The sequence below is a fragment of the Pulveribacter suum genome, assembly GCF_003013695.1.
Classification (GTDB): domain Bacteria; phylum Pseudomonadota; class Gammaproteobacteria; order Burkholderiales; family Burkholderiaceae_C; genus Melaminivora; species Melaminivora suum.
The window spans coordinates 3,073,945-3,097,723 of sequence record NZ_CP027792.1; the positions used below are offsets into that span (position 1 = coordinate 3,073,945).

At 68.7% G+C, this 23,779-nt stretch carries 20 protein-coding genes; 5 read left to right on the top strand and 15 right to left on the bottom strand.

Going from position 1 to position 23,779, the window contains the following annotated elements:
• The first annotated feature begins 70 nt into the window (after positions 1–70).
• From C7H73_RS14130 to C7H73_RS14150, 5 genes are all read left to right on the top strand, one after another.
• On the top strand, positions 71–1,012 hold the full coding sequence (locus tag C7H73_RS14130; protein ID WP_106847236.1) for a phosphoglycerate mutase: 942 nt from the start codon (positions 71–73) through the stop codon (positions 1,010–1,012).
• Positions 1,009–2,733: a single-stranded-DNA-specific exonuclease RecJ gene (gene recJ / locus C7H73_RS14135; protein ID WP_106847237.1), complete on the top strand. Its 1,725-nt coding sequence runs from the start codon at positions 1,009–1,011 to the stop codon at positions 2,731–2,733. The genes C7H73_RS14130 and recJ overlap by 4 nt, the downstream gene beginning before the upstream one ends.
• 120 nt (positions 2,734–2,853) lie before the next feature.
• Complete coding sequence (locus C7H73_RS14140) at positions 2,854–3,534, top strand: CsgG/HfaB family protein (protein ID WP_106847238.1); 681 nt, start codon at positions 2,854–2,856, stop codon at positions 3,532–3,534.
• A complete protein-coding gene (locus tag C7H73_RS14145; RefSeq protein WP_227001358.1) occupies positions 3,531–3,914 on the top strand; it encodes a DUF4810 domain-containing protein in 384 nt (127 codons plus the stop codon). Before C7H73_RS14140 ends, C7H73_RS14145 begins: the two co-directional genes overlap by 4 nt.
• Positions 3,911–4,585, top strand: coding sequence for a DUF799 domain-containing protein (locus C7H73_RS14150; RefSeq protein WP_106847240.1), 675 nt, complete (start codon positions 3,911–3,913; stop codon positions 4,583–4,585). The genes C7H73_RS14145 and C7H73_RS14150 overlap by 4 nt, the downstream gene beginning before the upstream one ends.
• Positions 4,586–4,661: 76 nt before the next feature.
• On the opposite strand, the gene C7H73_RS14155 is transcribed toward C7H73_RS14150, so the two are convergent.
• From C7H73_RS14155 to C7H73_RS14230, 15 genes are all read right to left on the bottom strand, one after another.
• Positions 4,662–6,173 carry a tripartite tricarboxylate transporter permease gene (locus C7H73_RS14155; protein ID WP_106847241.1) on the bottom strand — a complete coding sequence of 504 codons (1,512 nt, stop codon included), beginning with the start codon at positions 6,171–6,173 and terminating at the stop codon, positions 4,662–4,664.
• A gap of 29 nt (positions 6,174–6,202) precedes the next feature.
• Positions 6,203–6,691: a tripartite tricarboxylate transporter TctB family protein gene (locus C7H73_RS14160; RefSeq protein WP_106847693.1), complete on the bottom strand. Its 489-nt coding sequence runs from the start codon at positions 6,689–6,691 to the stop codon at positions 6,203–6,205.
• A 94-nt stretch (positions 6,692–6,785) separates the two neighbouring features.
• Entirely contained in the window at positions 6,786–8,603 is a 1,818-nt protein-coding gene (locus C7H73_RS14165; protein WP_106847242.1) for a GspE/PulE family protein, read from the bottom strand.
• Positions 8,604–8,625: 22 nt separating this feature from the next.
• Entirely contained in the window at positions 8,626–9,393 is a 768-nt protein-coding gene (locus tag C7H73_RS14170) for a spermine/spermidine synthase domain-containing protein (protein ID WP_106847243.1), read from the bottom strand.
• A gap of 111 nt (positions 9,394–9,504) precedes the next feature.
• A complete protein-coding gene (locus C7H73_RS14175) occupies positions 9,505–10,338 on the bottom strand; it encodes a TatD family hydrolase (RefSeq protein ID WP_193483927.1) in 834 nt (277 codons plus the stop codon).
• A gap of 190 nt (positions 10,339–10,528) precedes the next feature.
• Positions 10,529–10,870, bottom strand: a complete 342-nt coding sequence (locus C7H73_RS14180; protein ID WP_157948356.1) for a hypothetical protein — start codon at positions 10,868–10,870, stop codon at positions 10,529–10,531.
• Between the two features lie 157 nt (positions 10,871–11,027).
• Entirely contained in the window at positions 11,028–11,816 is a 789-nt protein-coding gene (locus C7H73_RS14185; protein WP_106847246.1) for an amino acid ABC transporter ATP-binding protein, read from the bottom strand.
• A complete protein-coding gene (locus C7H73_RS14190; protein ID WP_106847247.1) occupies positions 11,797–12,450 on the bottom strand; it encodes an amino acid ABC transporter permease in 654 nt (217 codons plus the stop codon). The genes C7H73_RS14185 and C7H73_RS14190 overlap by 20 nt, the downstream gene beginning before the upstream one ends.
• Positions 12,451–12,744: 294 nt before the next feature.
• Entirely contained in the window at positions 12,745–13,548 is an 804-nt protein-coding gene (locus C7H73_RS14200) for an amino acid ABC transporter substrate-binding protein (RefSeq protein WP_106847248.1), read from the bottom strand.
• A 191-nt stretch (positions 13,549–13,739) separates the two neighbouring features.
• Positions 13,740–15,215: a glutamate synthase subunit beta gene (locus C7H73_RS14205; RefSeq protein WP_106847249.1), complete on the bottom strand. Its 1,476-nt coding sequence runs from the start codon at positions 15,213–15,215 to the stop codon at positions 13,740–13,742.
• A 47-nt stretch (positions 15,216–15,262) separates the two neighbouring features.
• Complete coding sequence (locus C7H73_RS14210) at positions 15,263–20,002, bottom strand: glutamate synthase-related protein (RefSeq protein WP_106847250.1); 4,740 nt, start codon at positions 20,000–20,002, stop codon at positions 15,263–15,265.
• Positions 20,003–20,184: 182 nt separating this feature from the next.
• Positions 20,185–20,886: an REP-associated tyrosine transposase gene (locus C7H73_RS14215; protein ID WP_106847251.1), complete on the bottom strand. Its 702-nt coding sequence runs from the start codon at positions 20,884–20,886 to the stop codon at positions 20,185–20,187.
• A 111-nt stretch (positions 20,887–20,997) separates the two neighbouring features.
• The gene (locus tag C7H73_RS14220; protein WP_227001359.1) at positions 20,998–21,897 is read right to left on the bottom strand and encodes a class I SAM-dependent methyltransferase; all 900 of its coding nucleotides are present in this window, start codon (positions 21,895–21,897) and stop codon (positions 20,998–21,000) included.
• Positions 21,894–22,532: a DUF1415 domain-containing protein gene (locus C7H73_RS14225; RefSeq protein ID WP_106847253.1), complete on the bottom strand. Its 639-nt coding sequence runs from the start codon at positions 22,530–22,532 to the stop codon at positions 21,894–21,896. Before C7H73_RS14225 ends, C7H73_RS14220 begins: the two co-directional genes overlap by 4 nt.
• 67 nt (positions 22,533–22,599) lie before the next feature.
• Complete coding sequence (locus tag C7H73_RS14230) at positions 22,600–23,763, bottom strand: deoxyguanosinetriphosphate triphosphohydrolase (RefSeq protein WP_264371567.1); 1,164 nt, start codon at positions 23,761–23,763, stop codon at positions 22,600–22,602.
• Between the last annotated feature and the right edge of the window lie 16 nt (positions 23,764–23,779).

Sequence of the window (23,779 nt, forward strand, 5' to 3'; positions counted from 1 at the left end):
CGTGGCCCGCCGTAGGGGCACGGCAGCCCGTTGGGGCGGGCGCATTGTGGCATCCCGGACAATACGGCCGATGCCAGACAAACTCCATTTGCTGATCCCGCTGGCCGCCAGCCCCGCGCCCGGCTGCCAGCAGGCACTGCAGGGCCTGCAGCTGCCGCAGCTGGAGCGCCTGCTGGCCCGCCTGACCCCCGCCGGCGCCGACGCCGGCGAGGAAACCGACTTCTCCCCTCCGCACGAACGCGCCCTGGCGCGCCACCTGGGCCTGCCCGCCAGCAGCGCCGGCACCACGCCCTGGGCCGCCTGGGCCCGCGCCGACGTGCCCGCCGGCCAGGCCTGCGCCTGGGTCACGCCCTGCCAGTGGCAGGTGGGCGCCGACCACGTCACCATGCCCGACCCGCAGCAGCTGCGCCTGGACGAGGCCGATTCGCGCGCGCTGCTGGCCGTGCTGGCCCCGTGGTTCGCCCAGGACGGCATCGGGCTGGAATACGACGCCCCCACGCGCTGGCTGGCGCGCGGCGCCGCGCTGCAGGGCCTGGCCACGGCATCGCTGGACCGCGTCGTCGGCCGCGACGTGCGCGCCTGGATGCCCGACGCCGCCGGCGCCCGCACGCTGCACCGCCTGCACAGCGAGATGCAGATGCTGCTGTACACCCACCCCTGGAGCGACCAGCGCGCCGCGCGCGGCCTGCCCGCCGTCAACGCCTTCTGGCTGCACGGCGCCGGCGCCCTGGCCGAGCGGCCCGCGCCTGTGGCCCTGCCCGAGATGCCCCAAGCGCTGCAGCAGGCCGCGCTGCGCGAAGACTGGAGCGCCTGGGCCGCGGCCTGGCAGCAGCTGGACGCCGGCCCCGTCGCCCGCCTGGCCGCCCACGTGGCCGCCGGCGGCCAGGCGCGCCTGACGCTGTGCGGCGAGCGCTCGGCCCTGCAGTGGGATACGGCGCCGCGCAGCCTGCGCCAGAGGATTCAAGGCCTTTTTGGCCGCCAGCGCTTGATGGACTTGCGCGAACAGCTATGAAAATAATAGTAAGAGATTGCCCGCCCCGCACCGCCTGGGCGCTGGAGCAGGCCGGCGTGCACCCGCTGCTGGCGCGCCTGTACGCCGCCCGCGGCGTCAGCGGCAAGGAGGACCTGGACGACGCCCTGGCTCGTCTGCTGCCGCCCGGCGGCCTGCACGGCGCGGCCCAGGCTGCCCGCGTGCTGGCCGACGCCATGGAGCAGAGCCAGCGCCTGATGATCGTGGCCGACTACGACTGCGACGGCGCCACCGCCTGCGCCGTGGCCGTGCGCGGCCTGCAGCTGCTGGGCGCGCAGCACGTGGATTACCTGGTGCCCGACCGCGTGGTGGACGGCTACGGCCTCACGGCCCAAATAGCCCGCCGCGTGGCCGAGCGCGGCGCGGACGTGCTGATCACCGTGGACAACGGCATCGCCAGCTGCGAGGGCGTGGAGCAGGCACGCGCTCTGGGCCTGAAGGTGGTGGTGACCGACCACCACCTGCCCGGCCCCCGGCTGCCCGAGGCCGACGCCATCGTCAATCCCAACCAGCCCGGCTGCGACTTTCCCAGCAAGTGCATCGCCGGCGTGGGCGTCATGTTCTACGTGCTGATGGCGCTGCGCAGCGAGCTGCGCGCGCGCGGCCGCTTCGACCAGGGCACCCAGCCGCGGCTGGAGCCCCTGCTGCCCCTGGTGGCGCTGGGCACCGTGGCCGACGTGGTCAAGCTCGATGGCAACAACCGCCGCCTGGTCGCCCAGGGCCTGAAGCGCATCCGCGCCGGACAGATGCAGCCGGGCATCCGCGCGCTGTTCGAGGCCGCCGGCCGCCGGCCCGACGCCGCCACCACCTTCGACTTCGGCTTTGCGCTGGGCCCGCGCATCAACGCCGCCGGCCGGCTGGCCGACATGACGCTGGGCATCGAATGCCTGCTGACCGAGGACGGCAGCCGCGCCGGCGAGCTGGCGCGCCAGCTGGACGCCATCAACCGCGAGCGGCGCGAGCTGGAGGGCGGCATGCGCGATCAGGCACAGGCGCTGGCCGAGAGCCTGTTCGATGAGCGCGAGGAGCCGCCGCCGGCCATCAGCGTGTTCGACCCGGACTTTCACGAAGGCGTGGTCGGCATCGTCGCCTCGCGCCTGAAAGACCGGCTGCACCGGCCGACCTTCGTCTTCGCCCCCAGCGCCGCCCCGGGCAAGGCGCATGAGCTCAAGGGCTCGGGCCGCTCGATCCCCGGCTTTCACCTGCGCGACGCGCTGGACCTGGTGGCCAAGCGCCACCCTGGCGTGCTGCTGAAGTTTGGCGGCCATGCCATGGCCGCCGGCTGCACCGTGGCCGAGGAGCACATGGGCACCTTCGAGCAGGCTTTCGCCCAGGTGGCCCAGGAATGGCTGGACGCAGCCACCCTGACTCGCCGCCTGGAAACCGACGGCCCCCTGGCGCCCCAATACCGCCGCCCCGACCTGGTGGACACCCTGGCGCGCGAGGTCTGGGGCCAGGGCTTTGCCCCGCCCACGTTCAGCGAAGAGGTGCAGGTGCTCAGCCAGCGCCTGGTGGGCGAAGGCGGGCGGCACCTGTCGCTCAAGCTGCTGCACCAAGGCCAGCCGGTGGACGCCATCTGGTTCGGCCGCACCGAGCCGCTGCCGTCAAGCGCGCTGCTGGCCTTTCGGCTGGACGTGAACGAGTGGCGCGGCGAGCGGCGGGTGCAGTTTCTGGTGGAAGGGGCCGATTTGACGAACAGCTGAAAGCAGCCCGGCAAGGCAGGGCAAGCGTGAGGAAACGCACACAAATTGAAACAAAATCGGCATATTTTGTATATTTGTGTATCATCCGCCGCCGTCCCTGAACTCTTGTTTCTTTACCCGATGAACGGCTCTTCCTGGCGCATTGCTGCGCTCACCATCGCGGCCGCTGCGGCCACCACGGGCTGCGTGACCACCGAGCAGTCCCGCGCTCTCGACACTCCCAAGCCCACCGCTGCCACCCACGCCTACCAGGGCGTGCGCAGCCCGATCTCCATCGGCAAGTTCGCCAACCGCTCCAATTTCCAGCGCGGCATCTTCTCCGACGGCGTGGACCGCCTGGGCGGCCAGGCGCAGACCATCCTGGTGACGCATCTGCAGCAAAGCGGCCGCTTCAACGTGCTGGACCGCACCAACATGACGGAAACCCAGCAGGAAGCCGCCCTGCTCAAGCAGGCGCAGACCCTCAAGGGCGCGCAGTTCGTCATCACCGGCGACGTGACCGAATTCGGCCGCAAGGAAGTCGGCGACCGCCAGCTGTTCGGCGTGCTGGGCCGCGGCAAGGAGCAGGTCGCCTATGCCAAGGTCAGCCTGAACGTGGTGCGCGTGCAGACAGGCGAGGTGGTCTATGCCGCCCAGGGCGCGGGCGAGTACAGCCTGTCCAGCCGCGAGGTCGTCGGCTTTGGCAGCAGCGCCGGCTACGACTCCACGCTGAACGGCAAGGTGCTCGACCTGGCCATCCGCGAGGCCGTGGACAAGCTGGCCGCCGGGGTCGATTCCGGCGCGTGGGTGCCTGCGCAATGAGGGGCGCCCCCCTTGCCATGGGCCGCCTGGCGGCCTGCGCCGCCGTCGCCGCGCTGACCGTGGGCTGCGCCAGCAATGTCGCGAAGCCGCTGTACGGCTGGGAGGGCTACCAGCCCCAGGTGTATGCCTACCTCAAGAGCGGTGGCAACGCCGATCCGGCCGAGCAGATCGCCCAGCTCGAGCAGGCCGAGCAAACCATGGCCCAGCGCGGCCAGGCACTGCCGCCCGGCTACCGCGCCCACATGGGCATGCTGTATGCCAAGGCCGGCCAGGTGGACAAGAGCGCCGCCGCGATCACCGCCGAAAAGGCCCACTTCCCCGAGTCCTCATCCTTCATGGACTTTCTCCTGCGCACGCTCACACCGAAGGCTGAACAATGATCTCGCGTATTGCCCGCCGCGCCGCATGGACTGCCTGCGCCGCGGCCGTGGTGCTGCTGACTGGCTGCGCCGCCCCCCAGCCCTATGACTACACGGCGTTGCGCCAGGCCAAGCCCCAGTCCATCGTGGTGCTGCCGCCGCTGAACCAGACGCCGGAGGTGGCGGCTCCGGCCGGCGTGCTCTCCAGCGCTACGCGGCCACTGGCCGAATCCGGCTACTACGTGCTGCCCGTGGCCGTGACGGACGAGACCTTTCGCGAAAACGGCATCATTTCTGCGAACGACGCGCAGGAATTGCCGCTGGCCAAGCTGCGCGAGATCTTCGGCGCCGACGCCGCGCTGTACCTGGACGTGCGCCAGTACGGCTCCGTGTACGCCGTGGTGCGCAGCGAAACCCGCGTGACGCTGCACGCCCGCCTGGTGGACCTGCGCACCGGCGAGCAGCTGTGGAATGGCGAAGCCACTGCCTCCACGGCGGAAAACAAGGGCTCGGGCGGCAGCGTGGTCGGCATGCTGGTGTCTGCGCTGATCGACCAGATCGTGGAGACCCTGTCGGACCGCAGCGTGCAGGTCGCAGAAATCACCAATGGCCGGCTGCTGTACGCAGGCCGCCCCGGTGGCCTGCTGCACGGCCCGCGCTCGCCGCTGTATGGCAAGGACGGCCAGCCCTGAGCCGACGGCGGCGCGGCTCTTCCCGTAAAAAAGGCGCGACGGAGGTCGCGCCTTTTTTGCGTGCGCCGCCGTGGCGCTATTCCTCGACGAACGCCTCCTCGCGCTTCTTGCTCACTGCCGGCAGCAGCACGATCACCAGCAGCAGCAGCGCCGCCACCAGCAGGCCGGCCGAGATGGGCCGCGTCACCAGCACGCTCCAGTCGCCGCGCGACAGCAGCAGTGCGCGGCGCAGGTTTTCTTCCATCATCGGCCCCAGGATGAAGCCCAGCAGCAGCGGCGCAGGCTCCATCCCCAGCTTGTAGAACAGATAGCCGATGAAGCCGAACGCGCCCACCATCCACACGTCGAACGAGTTGTTGTTGGTGGAATAGACCCCCAGCGCGCAAAACAGCACGATGGAGGGGAACAGCCAGCGGTAGGGCACGGTGAGCAGCTTGATCCAGATGCCGATCAGGGGCAGGTTCAGGATGATCAGCATGAGGTTGCCGATCCACATCGAGGCGATCAGGCCCCAGAACAGCTCGGGGTTGCTGGTCATGACCTGGGGCCCCGGCTGGATGTTGTGGATGGTCATGGCGCCGACCATCAGCGCCATCACGGCGTTGGGCGGGATGCCCAGGGTCAAGAGCGGGATGAAGGAGGTCTGCGAGCCGGCGTTGTTGGCCGACTCGGGCGCCGTCACGCCGCGGATGTTGCCCTGGCCGAAGGGCACTTCACCGGGCTTGAGCTTGGTCTTCTTCTCCACCGTGTAGGCGGCGAAGGCCGACAGCAGCGCGCCGCCGCCGGGCAGGATGCCCAGGGCGCAGCCCAGGCCGGTGCCGCGCAGCATGGCGGGGAACATGCGCTTGAAGTCCTCGCGCGTGGGCATCAGGCCGGTGACCTTGGCGGCGAACACCTCGCGCTCGTCCTCGGGGCGCGACAGGTTGGCGATGATCTCGCCATAGCCGAACACGCCCATGGCGATGACCACGAAGTCGATGCCGTCGGTGAGTTCGGGCACGTCAAAGCTGTAGCGGGCCACGCCCGAGTTCACGTCGGTGCCCACCAGGCCCAGCAGCAGGCCCAGCACGATCATGCCCACGGCCTTGAGCAGCGAGCCCGAGGCCAGCACCACGGCGCCGATCAGGCCCAGCACCATCAGCGAGAAATACTCCGCCGGGCCGAACTTGAAGGCCACTTCGGTCAGCGGCGGCGCAAAGGCGGCCAGGATCACCGTGCCCACGCAGCCGGCGAAGAACGAGCCGATGCCCGCGGCCGCCAGCGCCGGCCCGGCGCGGCCCTTGCGCGCCATCTGGTAGCCGTCGATCACCGTGACCACCGAGGACGATTCGCCCGGCAGGTTCACCAGGATGGCGGTGGTGGAGCCGCCGTACTGCGCGCCGTAGTAGATGCCGGCCAGCATGATGAGGGCCGACACCGGCGGCAGCGCATAGGTGGCCGGCAGCAGCATGGCGATGGTGGCCACCGGGCCCACGCCCGGCAGCACGCCGATCAGCGTGCCCAGCAGGCAGCCGACGAAGCAGTAGATGAGGTTCTGGAACGTGAAGGCCACGCCGAACCCCATGGAGAGATGGTCGAACAATTCCATGGTCGGATTTCCTGAGGGCGGACGGCTCGTCAGCCCACGATGAAGCTGGGCCAGACGGGGAACTGCAGCTTCAGCGCCCACACGAAGGCCACGTAGCTGCCTGCGGCCAGCACCGTGGCCAGGATGAACACCTCCTTGAAGCGGAAGTGGTCGCCCGCCAGGCTGGCGATGAAAGTGAGGCCGTAGATCGCCACGATCAGCCCCATGGCCGGGATGCCGAAGCTGGGCAGGCCGACCAGCAGCACGCCAAAGGCCAGGTTGGCGCCGATGACGAACACGATCTGCTTCCAGGCCCAGCGGCCCACCGGCTCGCCGTCTTCGGTCTCCACCACCGTGGCCTTGAACATGATGACCCCCCCGATCAGGGCCAGCAAAATGCCCAGCAGCAGCGGAAAGTAGCCCGGCCCCATGCGGGCGCCGCTGCCTATGCTGTAGTTGGTCGCCCCCCACGCGAAGGCCACGCCGACCGACAGGTACAGCAGGCCCGAGAAGAAGTCCCTCTGGCTCTTGATTTGCACGAATGCCTCCCGCATTGGATATGAGCGGCGATTGTGCTGTGCGGGCCCTTGGGGCCGGATGTGGATTCCACCTACCGCCGCGCGCGGCGGGCCCTCACTCCAGCGGCGGGGTGGCGGCGATGACTTCCTGCAGCGTCGTGAGGCCTTCTGCGGCGCGCAGCGCGCCGGCCAGGCGCAGCGGGCGCATGCCGTCCTTGACGGCCTGGCGGCGCAGCGCATCGATGGAGGGCGCCTCGTTGATCTGTGCCTTCAGCGCCTCGCTCACCGTCAGCAGCTCATACAGGCCCACGCGGCCGCGAAAGCCCGTCATGCGGCAGTCCACGCAGCCCACGGGCTTGTAGGCGCGGTAGCCCGTGACCTTCCAGGGCCGGATCAAAGCGGCCAGCGCGTCGGGGCTGGCCTCGCGGTCGCGCTGGCGGCACTGCTTGCACAGCGTGCGCACCAGGCGCTGCGCCAGCACGCCCAGCAGCGTGGCATTGATGAGGTACGGCGGCACGCCCAGCTCCATCAAACGCGTGACGGCGCTGGGTGCGTCGTTGGTGTGCAGGGTGGAAAACACCAGGTGCCCGGTGAGCGCCGCCTGCACCGCCATGTCGGCCGTCTGCAGGTCGCGGATCTCGCCCACCATGATCACGTCCGGGTCCTGGCGCATCAGCGCGCGCAGGCCTTCGGGGAAGGTGAAGTCCAGCTGCGGCTGCACCTGCGTCTGGTTGAAGCTGGGCTCGATCATCTCGATGGGGTCTTCCACCGTGCTGACGTTCACCTCCTCGGTGGCCACGCGCTTGAGCGTGGAGTACAGCGTCGTCGTCTTGCCCGAGCCCGTGGGCCCGGTGACCAGGATGATGCCGTGCGGGCGCGTGACCAGCTGCTCCCAGCGGCCCGCGTCGTGCGGCGAAAAACCCAAGGCGTCCAGGTCCTTCACCGCGTTGTCGGGGTCGAAGATGCGCATGACCATCTTCTCGCCGAAGGCCGTGGGCAGCGTGGACAGGCGCATCTCGACCTCGTCGCCGCGCGGGTTGCGCGTCTTGATGCGCCCGTCCTGCGGGCGCCGGCGCTCCACCACGTCCATGCGCCCGAGCAGCTTGATGCGCGCCACCATGGCGTTCAAGACGCCCATGGGCATCTGATAGACGGGGTGCAGCACGCCGTCGATGCGAAAGCGGATCACGCCCTGCTCGCGCCGCGGCTCCAGGTGGATGTCGCTGGCGCGCTGGTCGAAGGCGTACTGCCACAGCCAGTCCACCACGCGGATCACGCCCTGGTCGTTGGCGTCCAGCTGCTTGCCGGTCTTGCCCAGCTCCACCAGCTGCTCGAAGCTGCTGCCGGTGGCGCCGCCGCCGGCCTTTTGCGCCGCGCGCACGGACTTGGCCAGGGCGAAGAATTCGGCCGTGTAGCGCGTGATGTCCTGCGGGTTGGCCATGACGCGGCGCACCTCGCGCTTGGCCTGGCGCTGCACCTCCCCCACCCAGTCATCGATGAAGGGCTCGGCCGTGGCCACCACCACCTCTTTGCCGGTGACCTGCACCGGCAGCACCTTGTGGCGCTCGGCGTAGCTGGCGCTCATGGCGTCGGCCACGCGGCCCACGTCCACCTTGAGCGGGTCGATGCGCAGGTAGGGCAGGCCCGTGCGCTGCGCCACGTATTCGGTCAGCAGTTCGGTATCGAGCGGCTTGCCGTCGCGGGCGCGCTGCACGGCCACGGCGCCCAGGCGTACCAGCGGGTGCTGGCTGCTTTCGGCATGCTGGCAGCGGTTGATGGTGCGCTGCGCTTCCTCGGCGGTGATGACGCCGTCCGCGCGCAGCCAGTCCACCACCTGGCGCCAGTGCAGCGGCCCGCCGGGCGGCGTGGGGGCGGCTGCCGGCGGCGCCGCCGGGGCGGAGGGAATGCTGTCGAGGTCGGGCGCGGTGCTCATGGTGCGAAGGGCAAAAGGAAGGTCAGGCGGCGACGGGCTTGAACACGCGCAGCCACTTGGGCGCGGGCAGGTCCCAGCGTGCCTGGATGTGCTCGGCGCGCGCCTGCAGCTCGTCGCGCTTCGGGCGGCTGGGCGTGCGCTGGGCCAGCACCACGGTGTTGCCTTCGCGCGTGGGCTTGAAGGCCCACAGGGCCTGCTCGCCGAAGGCCTCGGCCATCTGGGCCAGGCTGCGGTCGTAGCTGCTGGCGCGGCCGAACAGGTTGACGGTGAGGCAGCCGTCGTCCGTCAGCAGGGCGCGGCAGTCGGCGTAGAACTCGGCGCTGTCGAGCACCGGCGCGGCGGCCTCGTGGTCGTACAGGTCCACCGCGAGAAAGTCCACGGTGCCGGCCAGCTCGGGGCGGCGGATGTGCTGCGCGGCGTCCGCCAGCACTACGGCCAAGCGCGGGCCGTCGGGCGGCAGCTTGAACCAGGCGCGGCACACGCCCAGCACCTGCGGGTTCAGCTCCACCGCCGTGGTGCGCATGCGCAGCAGCTTGTGGCAGAACTTGGTGATGGCCCCCGCCCCCAGGCCCAGCTGCAGGGCGTTGCGCTTGGACACGCTCTCGGGCGGCACGAACAGCAGCCAGGCCATCATGCGCTGCACGTATTCCAGCTCGATGGCGAACGGCTCGGCAATGCGCATGGAGCCCTGGATCCACGGCGTGCCCAGGTGCAGGTGGCGCACCTCGCCGTCATCGGAGACGCTGACTTCGGGCAGCTCGGCAGTGGCGGGGGTCTTCTTGCGGGTCAAGGCGTGGTCCAGGAAATGCGGGCTTCGTAGGGTAGCGGATTGTGGAGCTATCAAATCAATAGCTGCTGGCGCTTGACTGGCGGGCGCTGGAGGCCAAAAACACCCAGAACTTCATGCCAGCAGCGCACCCAGGCGCGGCAGTGCGGCGCAGGCATTGGCGCGGCAGGCAGCAGCCAGCTCATCGGCAGGCATGCCGCGCAGCTCGGCAATCACGGCGCCAATGCGCGGCAGCTCGGCCGGGCTGTTGCGCGCGGGTGGCGCGCCGGCCTCGCGCTCGGCCGCCGTCACGTACAGCCAGTGCGGCGGGATGTCGGGCGCGTCGGTCTCCAGCACCAGCGCATCAAGGGGCAGGCTGGCTGCCAGGCGGCGGATCTGGTGCGCGCGCTCGAACGTGGCCGCGCCGCCAAAGCCCAGCTTGAAGCCCAGGTCGATGAGCATGCGCGCCTGCTGCTCGCTGCCGTTGAAGGCGTGGGCAATGCCGCCGCGCACGGGCAGCTCGCGCAGGCCTTTCAGCACCTGGTCCACCGAGCGGCGCGAATGCACGATCACGGGCAGGTCATGCGTGCGTGCCAGGCGCAGCTGCTCGCGCCAGAGGCGCTGCTGGCGCGCGTCGTCGAGCGTCTTGTCGAAATAGTCCAGCCCGATCTCGCCGATGGCCACCAAGCGCGGGTCATCGGCGCGCTGCGCAAGCTCATCGGCCAGGGCCTGCAGGTCATCGTCGCCTGCGTTGCGCGTGAACAGCGGGTGGATGCCCAGCGCGTAGCTGTCGCCATGGCGGTGCGCCAGCTCGCGCACGGCATCGAAGTTGGCACGCTCCACGGCTGGCAGCACGCAGTGCGCCACGCCGGCCTGCGCGGCGCGCTCTCGCTCGGCATTGGCGTGCGCGGCGCCGCCGTGGTGGATGAATTCGTCCAGGTGAACATGGGTGTCGATCCAGGCGGGCATGGCAGCCATCATGCCCCAGCGCCAGGCGCATGCACGTCATCGGTGGCCGCCCCGGCAGGCAGACACGGCGGTCGCAGCGCGTAGTGAACTGATACAAAACAGCGCCTGGGCGGCGTGCTTGATTACAGGAGCCGGCTCGAGCGTGGCGCAGCATGACCTTTCAACGGCCACTTTCGGCTTTTGAGAACCTTCAGGAGTACTTCACATGTCCACATCTCAAGGCAACAACCAAGGCGCCCAGAACGGTCAAGGCGGAGGTGAGAGCGGCAACCAGGGTGCCCGCAGTGGCAGCCAGGAGGGTCAGCAAGGCCAGGGCGGCGGCGAAAGCGGCAACCAGGGCGCCAAGGGTGGCAACCAAGGAGGTCAAGGTGGCGGCCAGGGCGGCCAAAGCGGCGGTCAAGGCGGTCAGAGTGGCGGTCAAGGCGGTGGTCAGGGCGGCCAGAGTGGCGGTCAGGGTGGTGGTCAGGGCGGCCAGAGTGGCGGTCAGGGCGGCGGCCAGGGGGGGCAGAGTGGCGGCCAGGGTGGCAGCCAAGGGGGTCAAGGTGGAGCCCAGGGCGGAGGCCAGGGCCAGCAGCACAAGTGATCGAGCGCCCCAGCGCTTAAAGGGCCTGAGGGCCCTTTTTTCATGGGCGTTCTGCGCACGCGCTCCAAGGGATGCGCTGGGGCGGCGCGCAGTCTCGCGCGCCGCGTCAGAGCATGTGATTCAGGAAGGCACGGGCGCGCTCGTGGCCGGGGTCGGCGAAGAATTCGCGCGCGGGGCGGGCCGCTATCAGCTCGCCCTGGTCCATGAAGGCCACGGTGTTCGCCACCTCGCGCGCAAAACCCATCTCGTGCGTGACGACCAGCATGGTCATGCGCCCGTCGGCCAGCTCGCGCATGGTGCGCAGCACCTCGCCGGTCAGCTCAGGGTCGAGCGCGCTGGTGGGCTCATCGAACAGCATCACATCGGGCTGCATGGCCAGCGCCCGCGCAATGGCCACGCGCTGCTTTTGCCCACCGGACAGGCGCCCGGGGTAGTTGTCACGCTTTTGCGACAGGCCGACCTTGGCCAGCAGCTCCTCGGCCCGCTCGATGGCCGCGCCTTTCGCCAGGCCCTGCACCACCATGGGCGCCTCGATCAGGTTCTGCAGCACCGTCAGGTGCGGAAACAGGTTGAAGTGCTGGAACACCATGCCGGTGCGCGCGCAGATGCGGCGCAGCTGCGGGTCGGGCACATAGACGCAGCGGCCCTGGGCGTCGGTGGTGGCCAGGGTGTCGCCAGCGATCGCCACGTGGCCGCTGTCGATGGTCTCCAGGTGGTTCAGGCAGCGCAAAAACGTGCTCTTGCCCGAACCCGAGGGGCCGATCAGCGCCACCACCTCGCCGTGGCGCACGGACAGCGAAATGCCGCGCAGCACTTCGTGGCTGCCAAAGCGCTTCTTCACATCGCGCGCCTCGATCATGAGGCCGCTGCCCGCCTCACTGGTCGAACTTGGCATAGCGTTGCTCCAGGCGCTGGAAGCCCCAGGTCAGCACCAGCGTCATGAACAGATAGAACGCGGCGGCGACGATGAAGGGGGTGGTGGTGAAGTCGCGCTGTACGATGCCGCGCGCGGCGCGCAGCAGATCGTTGAGCGCCAGCACGTAGATGAGCGAGGTGTCTTTGACCAGGGTGATGGTCTCGTTGCTCATGGGCGGCAAAATGGTGCGCACCATCTGCGGCAGCACGATGCGCCGCATGGTCTGCGGATAGCTCATGCCTAGCACCTTGGCCGCCTCGTACTGGCCCCGGTCCACCGACTGGATGCCGGCGCGAAAAATTTCGGCAAAGTAGGCCGCGTAGTTCAGCGCAAACGCCGCCACGGCGGCAGGAAAGTCCGGCAGCCGCACCCCCACCACCGGCACGAAGGGCAGCGCGAAGTAAATGAACAGCATCTGCAGCATCAGCGGCGTGCCGCGCATCAGCCAGATGTAGCCATTCACCGCGCCCGACAGCGCCTTGATGGGCGACAGCCGCGCCAGCGCCAGCGCCAGGCCCAGCGGCAGCGCCAGCGCCAGCGTGATGGCAAACAGCTTGAGTGTGACCACCGCGCCCTGCGCCAGGGGGGCGAAGAGGGAAAGAACGTAATCCATGCGGAAATGCGTCAGGCGGAGCGAGGCAGCACGAAGGAATGAAGAATGTCGCGCCCAGAGACACGCACCCCCCTCGTCCTCTCCCGCAGGCGGAAAGGGGAGTCAGGCTGCGCAGCGCCCACGCCACAGATCAGCAGACGCTCCATAAAGGCCGCGCCCGCAGATACTGGCGCGCGCCAGGCCAGCGGACGCCGCGCAAGGGCCGCCCCGCAGCGCTGGCGTCGTCCCCCTTCCCGAATTGCGCAGCAATTCGAGAGAAGGGGGAAGGAGCGCAGCGACACAGGGGGTTGCTCTTTATTTGATGATGTTCTTGCCGAACCACTGCTCGGCGATCTTCGCCGCGGCGCCGTCGCCCTTCATCTCGGTCAAAGCCTTGTCCAGCTTCGCCACCAGCTCGGTGTCGTCCTTGCGCACGCCCACGCCGTAGTCCTCGGTGCCGAAGTTGTCCTCCAACACGGCGTACTGGTCGGGCTTCTTGGCGACGTAGTAGCGGCCCACGACTTCGTCCACCACCACGGCCTCCAGGCGGCCGGTGGCCAGGTCCATCAGCGCGGTCACGTTGTCGCCGAAGGTCTTGAGCTCCTTGAGGGACTTGAACACGGCGTCTTCCTTCTTCACGGCGTCCACGGCGCTGGAGCCTTCCTGCGCGCCGACCACCTTGCCGGCCAGATCGGCCTTGGTCTTGATGGCCGAGCCCGCGGGCACCACGATGATCTGGTGGTTTTCCATGTAGGGCGCGGTGAAGGCAATGTTCTGCTTGCGCTCTTCGGTGATCGTCAGGCCGTTCCACAGCGCGTCCACGCGCTTGCCCGACAGCTCGGCCTCCTTGGCGCTCCAGTCGATGGGCTTGAACTCGACCTCCAGGCCCAGGCGCTTGGCGGCCTCGCGGGCCATGTCGATGTCAAAGCCGACCAGCTCGTTCTTGTCGTCGCGAAAACCCATGGGCGGGAAGTTGTCGTCCAGGCCGACGACGATTTTCGTCACGGCGGCGGGAGCAGGTCCGGGCGCGGCGGCGGCAGGCGTGGCCGGCTCCTGCTTGGAACAACCGGCAAGCACGGCCCCGAGGGTCAGCAGAGCGACAGCGGCAAACTTCTTCATGGGAATGGCTATTTTCCGAAAGGAGGAAACAAAAGCGGGTGCAAGCACCCGGGCAAACCCGCGATTGTCCCACCGATGGCCAGCGCTGCCGCGGCGCCGGCCAGGAAATATCAGTCAAATCGGCCTCCAGCGCCCGCAGATCAAGCGCCAGCAGCTATCAAATAATGAGCGCTGCAATGGGATGCGCTGCCTCAGCGCGGCAGGTCGGACGCGCCCATCAGGAACTCGTCCACCGCGCGCGCCGCCTGCCGGCCTTCGCGGATGGCCCAGACCACCAGCGACTGGCCGCGGCGCATGTCGCCGGCGGCGAAGACCTTGGGCACGCCCGTGGCGTAGCCGCCGGTGGAGTCGGTGCTGGCACGGGCGTTGCCGCGCGCGTCGCGCTCGACGCCAAAGGCGCCCAGCACGCTGGCGGCCGGCTGGGTGAAACCCATGGCCAGCAGCACCAGATCGGCGCTCCAGGTCTGCTCGCTGCCCGGCACCTCGACCAGCCGGCCGCCTTCGGGGCGCACGCGCACGGTCTGCACGCCGGTGACGCGGCCGCGCTCGCCGGTGAAGGCCTTGGTGGCAATGGCGAATTCGCGCTCGCAGCCCTCCTCGTGGCTGGAGCTGGTGCGCAGCTTGAGCGGCCAGTAGGGCCAGGTGAGCGGCTTGTCCTCGACCTGCGGCGGCATGGGCATCAGCTCGAACTGCGTGACGCTGGCCGCGCCCTGGCGCCGGCTGGTGCCCACGCAGTCGCTGCCGGTGTCGCCGCCGCCGATCACGACGACGTGCTTGCCCGCCGCCGAGATCTGCCCCTTGAGCTTGTCGCCGGCGTTGGCCTTGTTTTGCTGCGGCAGAAATTCCATGGCGAAGTGCACGCCCTTCAGCTCGCGCCCGGGCACCGGCAGGTCGCGCGAGACCTCGGCGCCGCCGGCCAGCAGCACGGCGTCGAACTGCTCGCCCAGCTGCGCCGGGCTCACGGTCTCGCTGGCCCCGTTGGTGATGCGCGCGTCCGGCCCCAAGCCGTCCGCACCCGCCACCAGCACGCCCGTGCGGAACACCACGCCCTCGGCCTGCATCTGCGCCATGCGCCGGTCGATGTGGCCCTTGTCCAGCTTGAAGTCGGGAATGCCGTAGCGCAGCAGGCCGCCCACGCGGTCGTTCTTCTCGAATACCGTCACCGCGTGCCCGGCGCGTGCCAGCTGCTGCGCCGCCGCCAGCCCGGCCGGCCCCGAGCCGACCACCGCCACGCGCTTGCCGGTCTGGCGAGCGGCCGGCTGCGGCTGCACCCAGCCCTCGGCCCAGGCGCGGTCGATGATGGCGTGCTCGATGCTCTTGATGCCCACCGGCGCGCTGTTGATGTTCAGCGTGCAGGCGGCCTCGCAGGGCGCGGGGCAGATGCGGCCGGTGAACTCGGGGAAGTTGTTGGTGCTGTGCAGCACGGCAATCGCGCTGGCCCAGTCCTGGCGATAGATCAGGTCGTTGAAGTCCGGGATGATGTTGTTGACCGGGCAGCCGTGGTTGCAAAACGGCGTGCCGCAGTCCATGCAGCGCGCGGCCTGCACGCGGGCTTGGTCCTCGTCCAGCGCGATGACGAATTCGCGGTAGTGCCTGACGCGCTCGGGCGCAGGGGCGTAGCCCCCCTCGACGCGCTCGTATTCCAGAAATCCTGTGGTCTTGCCCATGGTGGCGGGTCCTTGTGGAGTCGGTTCGTGGCTGCGGGCGCAGGCGCTCACTTGGCCGGGGATGCTTCTATTTCGATAGCTGCTACCGCAGGCGTGGCGCCCTCTTGCAGCACTTTTCGCTCATGTATCTCGGCCAGGGCGCGCTGGTACTCGGCCGGCAAGACCTTGACGAAGCGCGCGCGCGCGGCGGCCCAGTTGTCCAGCAGGTCGCGTGCGCGGCGGCTGCCCGTCCAGCGGCTGTGGTCCTCCAGCAGTTTTTTGAGCTGCTCCTCGTCGGTCAGGCCGCGGTGCCAGTGGCCGGCAGGACTGCCCGCGCGCTGCTCGTCGGCCGGGGCGATGGGGGACAAAAGCACCATGGCCAGGTTGCAGCGCGACGCGAACTGCCCGTCCTCGTCATACACATAGGCCACGCCGCCGCTCATGCCGGCGGCGAAGTTGCGGCCCGTCCTGCCCAGCACGGCGACGGTGCCGCCGGTCATGTATTCGCAGCCGTGGTCGCCCACGCCCTCGACCACGGCCGTGGCGCCCGACAGGCGCACCGCAAAGCGCTCGCCCGCCACGCCGGCAAAGAACGCCTCGCCGCTGGTGGCGCCGAACAGCACCGTGTTGCCGACGATGGTGTTGGCTGTGCTCTCGCCGCGGAATTCGTGGCTGGGCCGCACGATCACGCGCCCGCCCGACAGGCCCTTGCCGGTGTAGTCGTTGGCCTCGCCGGTCAGGTTCAGCGTGACGCCGCTGCACAGGAAGGCGCCGAAGGACTGCCCGCCCGTGCCCTCGAAGTGGATGCGGATGGTGTCGTCAGGCAGCCCCTGCGGGTGCGCGCGCGTTACCGCACCCGACAGCATGGCGCCGACCGAGCGGTTGACGTTGCGCGCCACCTCCATGATGCGCACGCTCTCGCCGTGCTCGATGGCCGGCTGGCAGCGCTCGATCAACTTCACGTCCAGCGCGCGGGTCAGGCCGTGCTCTTGGTGCTCCATGTGCCGATGCGCCAGCACGGCCTGCGTGGGCACCTTGGCGAACAGACGGGAGAAATCCAGCCCCTGCGCCTTCCAGTGCGAGATGCCGCTGCGCGTGTCCAGCAGCTCGGTGCGGCCGATCAGGTCGTCGAATTTGGCGATGCCCAGCTGCGCCATGATCTGGCGCACTTCCTCCGCGACGAAGAAGAAGTAGTTCACCACGTGCTCGGGCTTGCCCGAGAACTTGGCGCGCAGCTGCGGGTCTTGCGTGGCCACGCCCACCGGGCAGGTGTTCAGGTGGCACTTGCGCATCATGATGCAGCCCTCCACCACCAGCGGCGCGGTGGCAAAGCCGAACTCGTCGGCGCCCAGCAGTGCGCCGATGACCACGTCGCGCCCGGTCTTCATCTGCCCGTCGGCTTGCACGCGGATGCGCCCGCGCAGGCGGTTCAGCACCAGCGTCTGCTGCGTCTCGGCCAAGCCGATCTCCCACGGGCTGCCGGCGTGCTTGATGGACGACCAGGGCGAGGCGCCCGTGCCGCCGTCGTGCCCGGCGATCACCACGTGGTCGGCCTTGCACTTGGCGACGCCGGCGGCGATGGTGCCCACGCCGACTTCGGACACCAGCTTGACGGAGATGTCGGCATGCGGCGCGACGTTCTTCAGGTCGTGGATCAGCTGCGCCAGGTCTTCGATGGAGTAGATGTCGTGGTGCGGCGGCGGGCTGATCAGACCCACGCCGGGCACGCTGTGGCGCAGCTGGCCGATGTATTCGGACACCTTGCCGCCCGGCAGCTGGCCGCCCTCGCCGGGCTTGGCGCCCTGGGCCATCTTGATCTGGATCTGGTCGGAAGACGACAGATATTCGGCCGTCACGCCAAAGCGCCCGGACGCCACCTGCTTGATCTTCGAGCGCAGCGAATCGCCGTCCTGCAGGGCGATGTCGGCCTCGACCTTGTCCGCACCGATGATGGACGCCAGCGTCTCGCCCTGGCGGATGGGGATGCCCTTCAACTCCTGGCGGTAGCGCGCCGGGTCTTCGCCGCCCTCGCCCGTGTTGCTCTTGCCGCCGATGCGGTTCATGGCCACGGCCAGCGTGGCGTGCGCCTCGGTGCTGATGGAGCCCAGCGACATGGCGCCGGTGGCAAAGCGCCGGACGATGTCCTTGGCCGGCTCCACCTGCTCCAGGGGGATGGCACGCGCCGGATCGACCTTGAACTCGAACAGGCCGCGCAGCGTCATGTGGCGGCGGCTCTGGTCGTTGATGAGCTGGGCGTATTCCTTGTAGGTGCTCCAGTTGCCGGCGCGCGTGGCGTGCTGCAGCTTGGCGATGGCGTCGGGCGTCCACATGTGCTCCTCGCCGCGCGCGCGCCAGGCGTACTCGCCGCCGGTGTCCAGCATATGGGCCAGCACCGGATCCTGGCTGAAGGCGGCCAGGTGGTTGCGGATGGCCTCTTCGGCGATCTCGAACACGCCCATGCCTTCGACACGGCTGGCGGTGCCGGTGAAGTATTTGTTCACCGTGTCGCTGTTCAGGCCCACGCACTCGAACAGCTGCGCGCCGCAGTAGCTCATGTAGGTGGACACGCCCATCTTGGACATGATCTTGGACAGGCCCTTGCCCACTGCCTTGATGTAGTTGTAAATCGCCTTGTCGGCAGACAACTCGCCCGGCAGCTCGCGGTGCATCTCGGCCAGCGTCTGCAGCGCCAGGTAGGGGTGTACGGCCTCGGCGCCGTAGCCGGCTAGCACGGCGAAGTGGTGCACTTCGCGTGCGGTGCCGGTCTCCACCACCAGGCCGGCCGTGGTGCGCAGGCCGGCGCGCACCAGGTGCTGGTGGATGGCGGACAGCGCCAGCAGCGCGGGGATGGCCACCTGCGTGGCCGACAGCTGGCGGTCGCTGATGATCAGGATGTTGGCGCCGCCCTTGATCTCATCGACGGCCTGCGCGCACAGCGAGGCCAGTTTTGCTTCGACCCCCTCGCGGCCCCAGGCCAGCGGGTAGGTGATGTCGATGGTCGCGCTCTTGAACTTGCCGTGCGTGTGCGCCTCGATGCCGCGCAGCCGGGCCATGCCAGCGAAGTCCAGCACCGGCTGGTGCAGCTCCAGCCGCATGGGCGGGTTGACTTGGTTGATGTCCAGCAGATTCGGCTTGGGGCCCACGAAGGACACCAGGCTCATCACGATGGCCTCGCGGATCGGGTCGATCGGCGGGTTGGTGACCTGCGCGAACATCTGGCGGAAGTAGTTGTACAGGGGCTTGTTCCTGTCGGAGAGCACCGCCAGCGGGCTGTCGTTGCCCATGGAGCCGATGCCCTCCTCGCCGTTTTGCGCCATGGGAGCAAGCAGGAACTTGATGTCCTCCTGCGTGAAGCCAAAGGCCTGCTGGCGCTCCAGCAGCGGCAGCGCGGGCGCCTGCGGCTCGGCGGCCGCCGCGGCCGGGTCCAGCGCGATGCTGTCCAGCTTGATGCGCAGGTTCTCGATCCACTGCTTGTAGGGCTTGGTGTTGACGACGCCTGCTTTCAGCTCGTCGTCCTCGATCAGCCGGCCCTGCTCCAGGTCGATCAGCAGCATCTTGCCCGGTTGCAGGCGCCACTTCTGCACCACGCGGCTGTCGGGCACGGGCAGCACGCCCGCCTCGGACGCGAGGATGACCAGGTCGTCGTCGGTCACCACGTAGCGCGACGGGCGCAGGCCGTTGCGGTCCAGCGTGGCGCCGATCTGGCGGCCGTCGGTGAAGACGATTGAAGCGGGCCCGTCCCAGGGCTCGAGCATCGCCGCGTGGTACTCGTAGAACGCGCGGCGGCGCTCGTCCATGCGCTCATGCTGCTCCCAGGGCTCGGGGATCATCATCATCACGGCCTGGCTGATGGGGTAGCCGGCCATGGTCAGCAGCTCCAGGCAGTTGTCGAACGTGGCGGTGTCGCTCTGCCCGGCAAAGCTGATCGGGTAGAGCTTCTTCAAGTCCTCGCCCAGCACGGGCGAGGCCATCACGCCTTCGCGCGCCAGCATCCAGTTGTAGTTGCCGCGCACGGTGTTGATCTCGCCGTTGTGCGCCACGTAGCGGTACGGGTGCGCCAGCGGCCACTCGGGGAAGGTGTTGGTCGAGAAGCGCTGGTGCACCAGGCCGATGGCCGAGACGCAGCGCGCGTCCGCCAGGTCCAGGAAGTACACGCCCACCTGGTCGGCCAGCAGCAGTCCCTTGTAGACCACGGTGCGGCTGCTCATGCTGGGGACGTAGTACTCCTTGCTGTGCTTGAGCTTCAAGTTCTGGATGGCGGCGCTGGCCGTCTTGCGGATGACGTACAGCTTGCGCTCCAGCGCGTCCTGCACGATGACGTCGGCGCCGCGGCCGATGAAGACCTGGCGCAGGATGGGTTCCTTCTCGCGCACGGCGGGCGACATGGGCATGTCGCGGTTGACCGGCACGTCGCGCCAGCCCACGAGACGCTGGCCTTCGGCCTTGATGGCGCGCTCCAGCTCCTGCTCGCACGCCAGGCGCGAGGCGTGCTCCTGGGGCAAAAAGACCATGCCCACGCCGTACTCGCCGGCCGGCGGCAGCTCGATGCCCTGGGCCGCCATTTCCTCGCGGTACAGCCGGTCGGGGATCTGGATCAGGATGCCCGCCCCGTCGCCCATCAGCTTGTCGGCCCCGACAGCGCCGCGGTGGTCGAGGTTTTCCAGGATTCTCAGGGCGCCCGTCACGATGTCGTGCCGCTTGTCGCCCTTGATGTGTGCCACGAAGCCCAGCCCGCAGGCGTCGTGCTCATTGCTGGATGCGTACAGCCCATGCTGCTGCAAATGCTGGATATCGGCGGCCGTGGTCATGGCGCGTTCCTCAAGTCTAGAAAACGTGGGATGCGCAGATTAATGCATGACTTCATGCGCTTCAAGCATATTAATGGGGGTCAGATTCCAATTAAAAACCTACCTAATCGTCTCCCCAGATAATGGGGACATATCAAAAAGAGAGCTGCCGGTGCTTGTGTATCCAGGGCTGTGCCCTGTTTTTATGCTGATTCAGCCGCTTGCAGGACAGGCCTGCCGGAGCGCGCCTGGGTGACGCGGCGCCGCGTTTTTTGTTGCAATGCAGCAATAAATTCGGGCCCACCCAGTGCCCACCCGGCGTGTGCGGCGCGGCCCAGTGCCTCGTGCTCGTGCGCAGATAACCCCGAGCGCACCAGCTCGCCGTAGGCGGCCTCGCGCGCAAAGGGCGTGTTGCCCAGGCTCCAGTACAGCGCATGCGGGGTGACCAGCGGGTCAGCGCGCAGGCCCAGGCAGTGGGCGTGGCTGGACCAGGGGTAGTCGGCGGGTTGCGCCACCAAACCGGCCCGCACCGGGTTCAGATCGATGTAGGCCATGCAGGCCAGCAGATAGCGCTCGGTCTGCACGATGGTCGAGCGGTAGCGCCCCTCCCACAGCGTTCCAGTGCGCTGGTGGCGCCGGTTGAAGCGCCGCACGTAGCTGCGCCCGACGGCCTGCATCATCAAAGGCAGGCCTTTTTCAGTCTGCGGCGTAGCCAGCAGGTGCAGATGGTTGCCCATGAGCACATAAGCGTGCACGTCGATCTGGTGCAGCCGCGACTGCTCGGCCAGCAGCTGCAGCATGAACTCCCGGTCGACCGTGTCGTGGAAGATCATCTGCCGGTTGTTGCCGCGCTGGATGACGTGGTGCGGATAGCCGGGGACGGTGAGGCGGGGCAGGCGGGCCATGGCGGGCTCCTGGCGTTGCAGAGTGCCTATGGTAGGAAAGAACTGGAATCTGACCCCCATAAAATTGGGGGTCAGATTCCAATTGAACAGCTGCGTGGCTGCGGCCGGCCGTCAGGTGGTCAGGCCGAAGCGCGCAGACAGGCTGTGGCGCAGGCCGAATTCCTCCAGGATCGCGCCCAGGCGTTCGGCGGCGCTGCGCTTCTTCGTGCCGGTCCAGCGCGCCAGGATCAGCTCGTTCTTCAGGCTGTGCTCCCAGCCCACCAGCTCCGTCACCGTGACCTGGTAGCCCGACGCCTCCAGGTGCAGGCAGCGCAGCACGTTGGTGATCTGGCTGCCCAGCTCGCGCGTATGAATGGGGTGGCGCCACAGCTCGGCCAGTGGCGTGCGCGACAGGGCGAGGGCCTTGCTTTGGCGCAGGCAGGCGGCCACTTCTGCCTGGCAGCAGGGCACCAGCACCATGGCGCGGGCCTGCTTTTGCAGGCCGAAGGCAATGGCGTCGTCGGTGGCGGTGTCGCAGGCGTGCAGGGCGGTGACGATGTCGAAGCGCTCCGGCAGCTGCGCGGCCGCAGCGGCATCGGCCACCGACATGTCGAAAAAGCGCATGCGCTCAAAGCCCAGCTGTGCCGCCAGCTCGCGCGAGCGCTGCACCAGTTCGGCACGCCATTCGATGCCATAGATCTCGCCGCGCCCGAGCTGCTTGAAAAACAGGTCGTACAGGATGAAACCCAAGTACGACTTGCCCGCGCCGTGGTCGGCCAGCAGCGGGACGTGGCCGCCCTGCGAGACTTCAGCCAGCAGCGGCTCGATGAACTGGTACAGGTGATAGACCTGCTTGAGCTTGCGCCGCGAGTCCTGGTTCAGCCGCCCCTCGCGGGTAAGGATGTGCAGCTCCTGGAGCAGCTCGATGGACTGGCCCGGCCGCAGCTCGGCCAGCACGGCGGCGTCCTGCGCGGCGACAGCGCCGGGAGCTGCCCCGGCGGCCCGACGCTGGCCCTGCTTCGTTCGGCTCATGCTTTCTTGCCGCCGTCGCTGGGATCTTGGTGGTGATGCACGGGGCAGCGCGCGCCCACATCCAGCGCCTTCCAGCCTTCTGCGCCCAGCTTTTCCAGCACCTCGATGTTGCGCTCGAAGATTTCCTCTGCCTCGGGGAAGGCCTGCACGGCCCGGTCGATGCTTTCTTCGCGCAGCAGGTGCAGCGTGGGGTATGGCGCGCGGTTGGTGGCGTTGGCCACGTCATCCGGCTCGGTGCCGGCGAACTGGAACTGGGGGTGGAAGGACGCGACCTGCAGGATGCCAGCCAGGTCCATGGCCTCGACCAGTTCGTCGGCCAGCTCCAGGAAGTCGTTGAAGTCCAGGAAATCGGCCATGGCCAGCGGCGCCATCAGCAGCGTGGTGTCGCGCTTTTCGGGAGAGATTTCAGCCAGCGCCTCCAGCTCGCGCTGCAGGTCTTCCAGCAGACTGCGCGCATCGGTGGCGTGGCTGACCACGTAGTGGATCTGGCCCTTGGTGTGCACGCCCTTGGCGAAAGGGCACAGGTTCAGGTCGATCACGGCGCGCTCGAGCCAGCGCACCATGTCCTGCACGACGACGGCATCGTCGCGCGCGGGCTCATAGGTCGGGGAAAGGATGGGGTTTTCGGTCGTCATGGCTGGCCCTGCGGCGTGGGCACGCCGGTGGGCATGCATAGGGCCACAATTTTAGGCACCGCGAAAATCACCCCAACAGGCGCTGGCCGGTGATGCGCTCGTGCTCGCGCAGGGCGAAGCGGTCGGTCATGCCGGCGATGAAGTCGGCCACCGTGCGCGCGCGCCGCTGCAGGTCGCCGCGCTCGGCGCTGCCGGCCTGTGCGGGCGGCATCTGCTGCGGCGCGTCCATGTAGGCGGCAAACAGGTCCTGCACCACCCGCCGGGCCGCGTCCATGGTCTGCACGACCTGCGGATGGCGGTACAGCGAACGCATCAGGAACTGCTTGAGCACCTGCGACTGCGCGCGCATGCCCTCCGAAAAGCACACCATGGCCGGCAGCCGGCGCACGTCCTGCACACTGGCGGGCTGGTGGCGCGCCAGTGCGGCGCGCGTGGAATCGATCACGTCATAGACTTGGTCGCTGAGCATGCGGCGAATGGCCTCGTGCAGCAGGCGCCGCTGGCCCGGGCCTTCATCGGCCAGCTGCGGGTACTGCTGCTGCGCGGCGCTGCGGTAGCGGTCAAACAGCGGCACCTCGCGCAACTGCGCCAGCGTGACCAGGCCCGAGCGCACGCCGTCGTCGATGTCGTGTGCGTTGTAGGCGATCTCGTCGGCCAGGTTGCACAGCTGTGCCTCCAGGCTGGGCTGGCGGCCCAGCAGAAAGCGCTCGCCCACGCCGTGCGGCTCGCGCGATTCCAGCAGCTCGGCGTTGCGCCGCGAGCAGTGCTTCAAGATGCCCTCGCGCGTCTCGAAAGTCAGGTTCAGGCCGTCGTACTGTGGATAGCGCTCTTCCAGCCAGTCCACCACGCGCAGGCTTTGCAGGTTGTGCTCGAAGCCGCCAAAGTCCCGCATGCAACCATTCAGCGCATCCTGACCCGCATGGCCAAACGGCGTATGGCCCAGGTCGTGCGCCAGGCTGACCGCCTCCACCAGGTCTTCATTGAGCGCCAGCGACCGGGCGATGGAGCGGCCCAGCTGCGCCACCTCCAGCGAGTGGGTCAGGCGCGTGCGAAACAGGTCGCCTTCGTGGTTGACGAAGACCTGCGTCTTGTAGACCAGCCGGCGGAAGGCGCTGGAATGCACGATGCGGTCGCGGTCGCGCTGGTACTCGGTGCGCGTGGGCGCAGGTACGTCAGCATGGCGCCGCCCGCGCGAAAGCGCCGGATCGCAGGCATAGGGGCCGAGCGACACATTACTCGTCAAATCA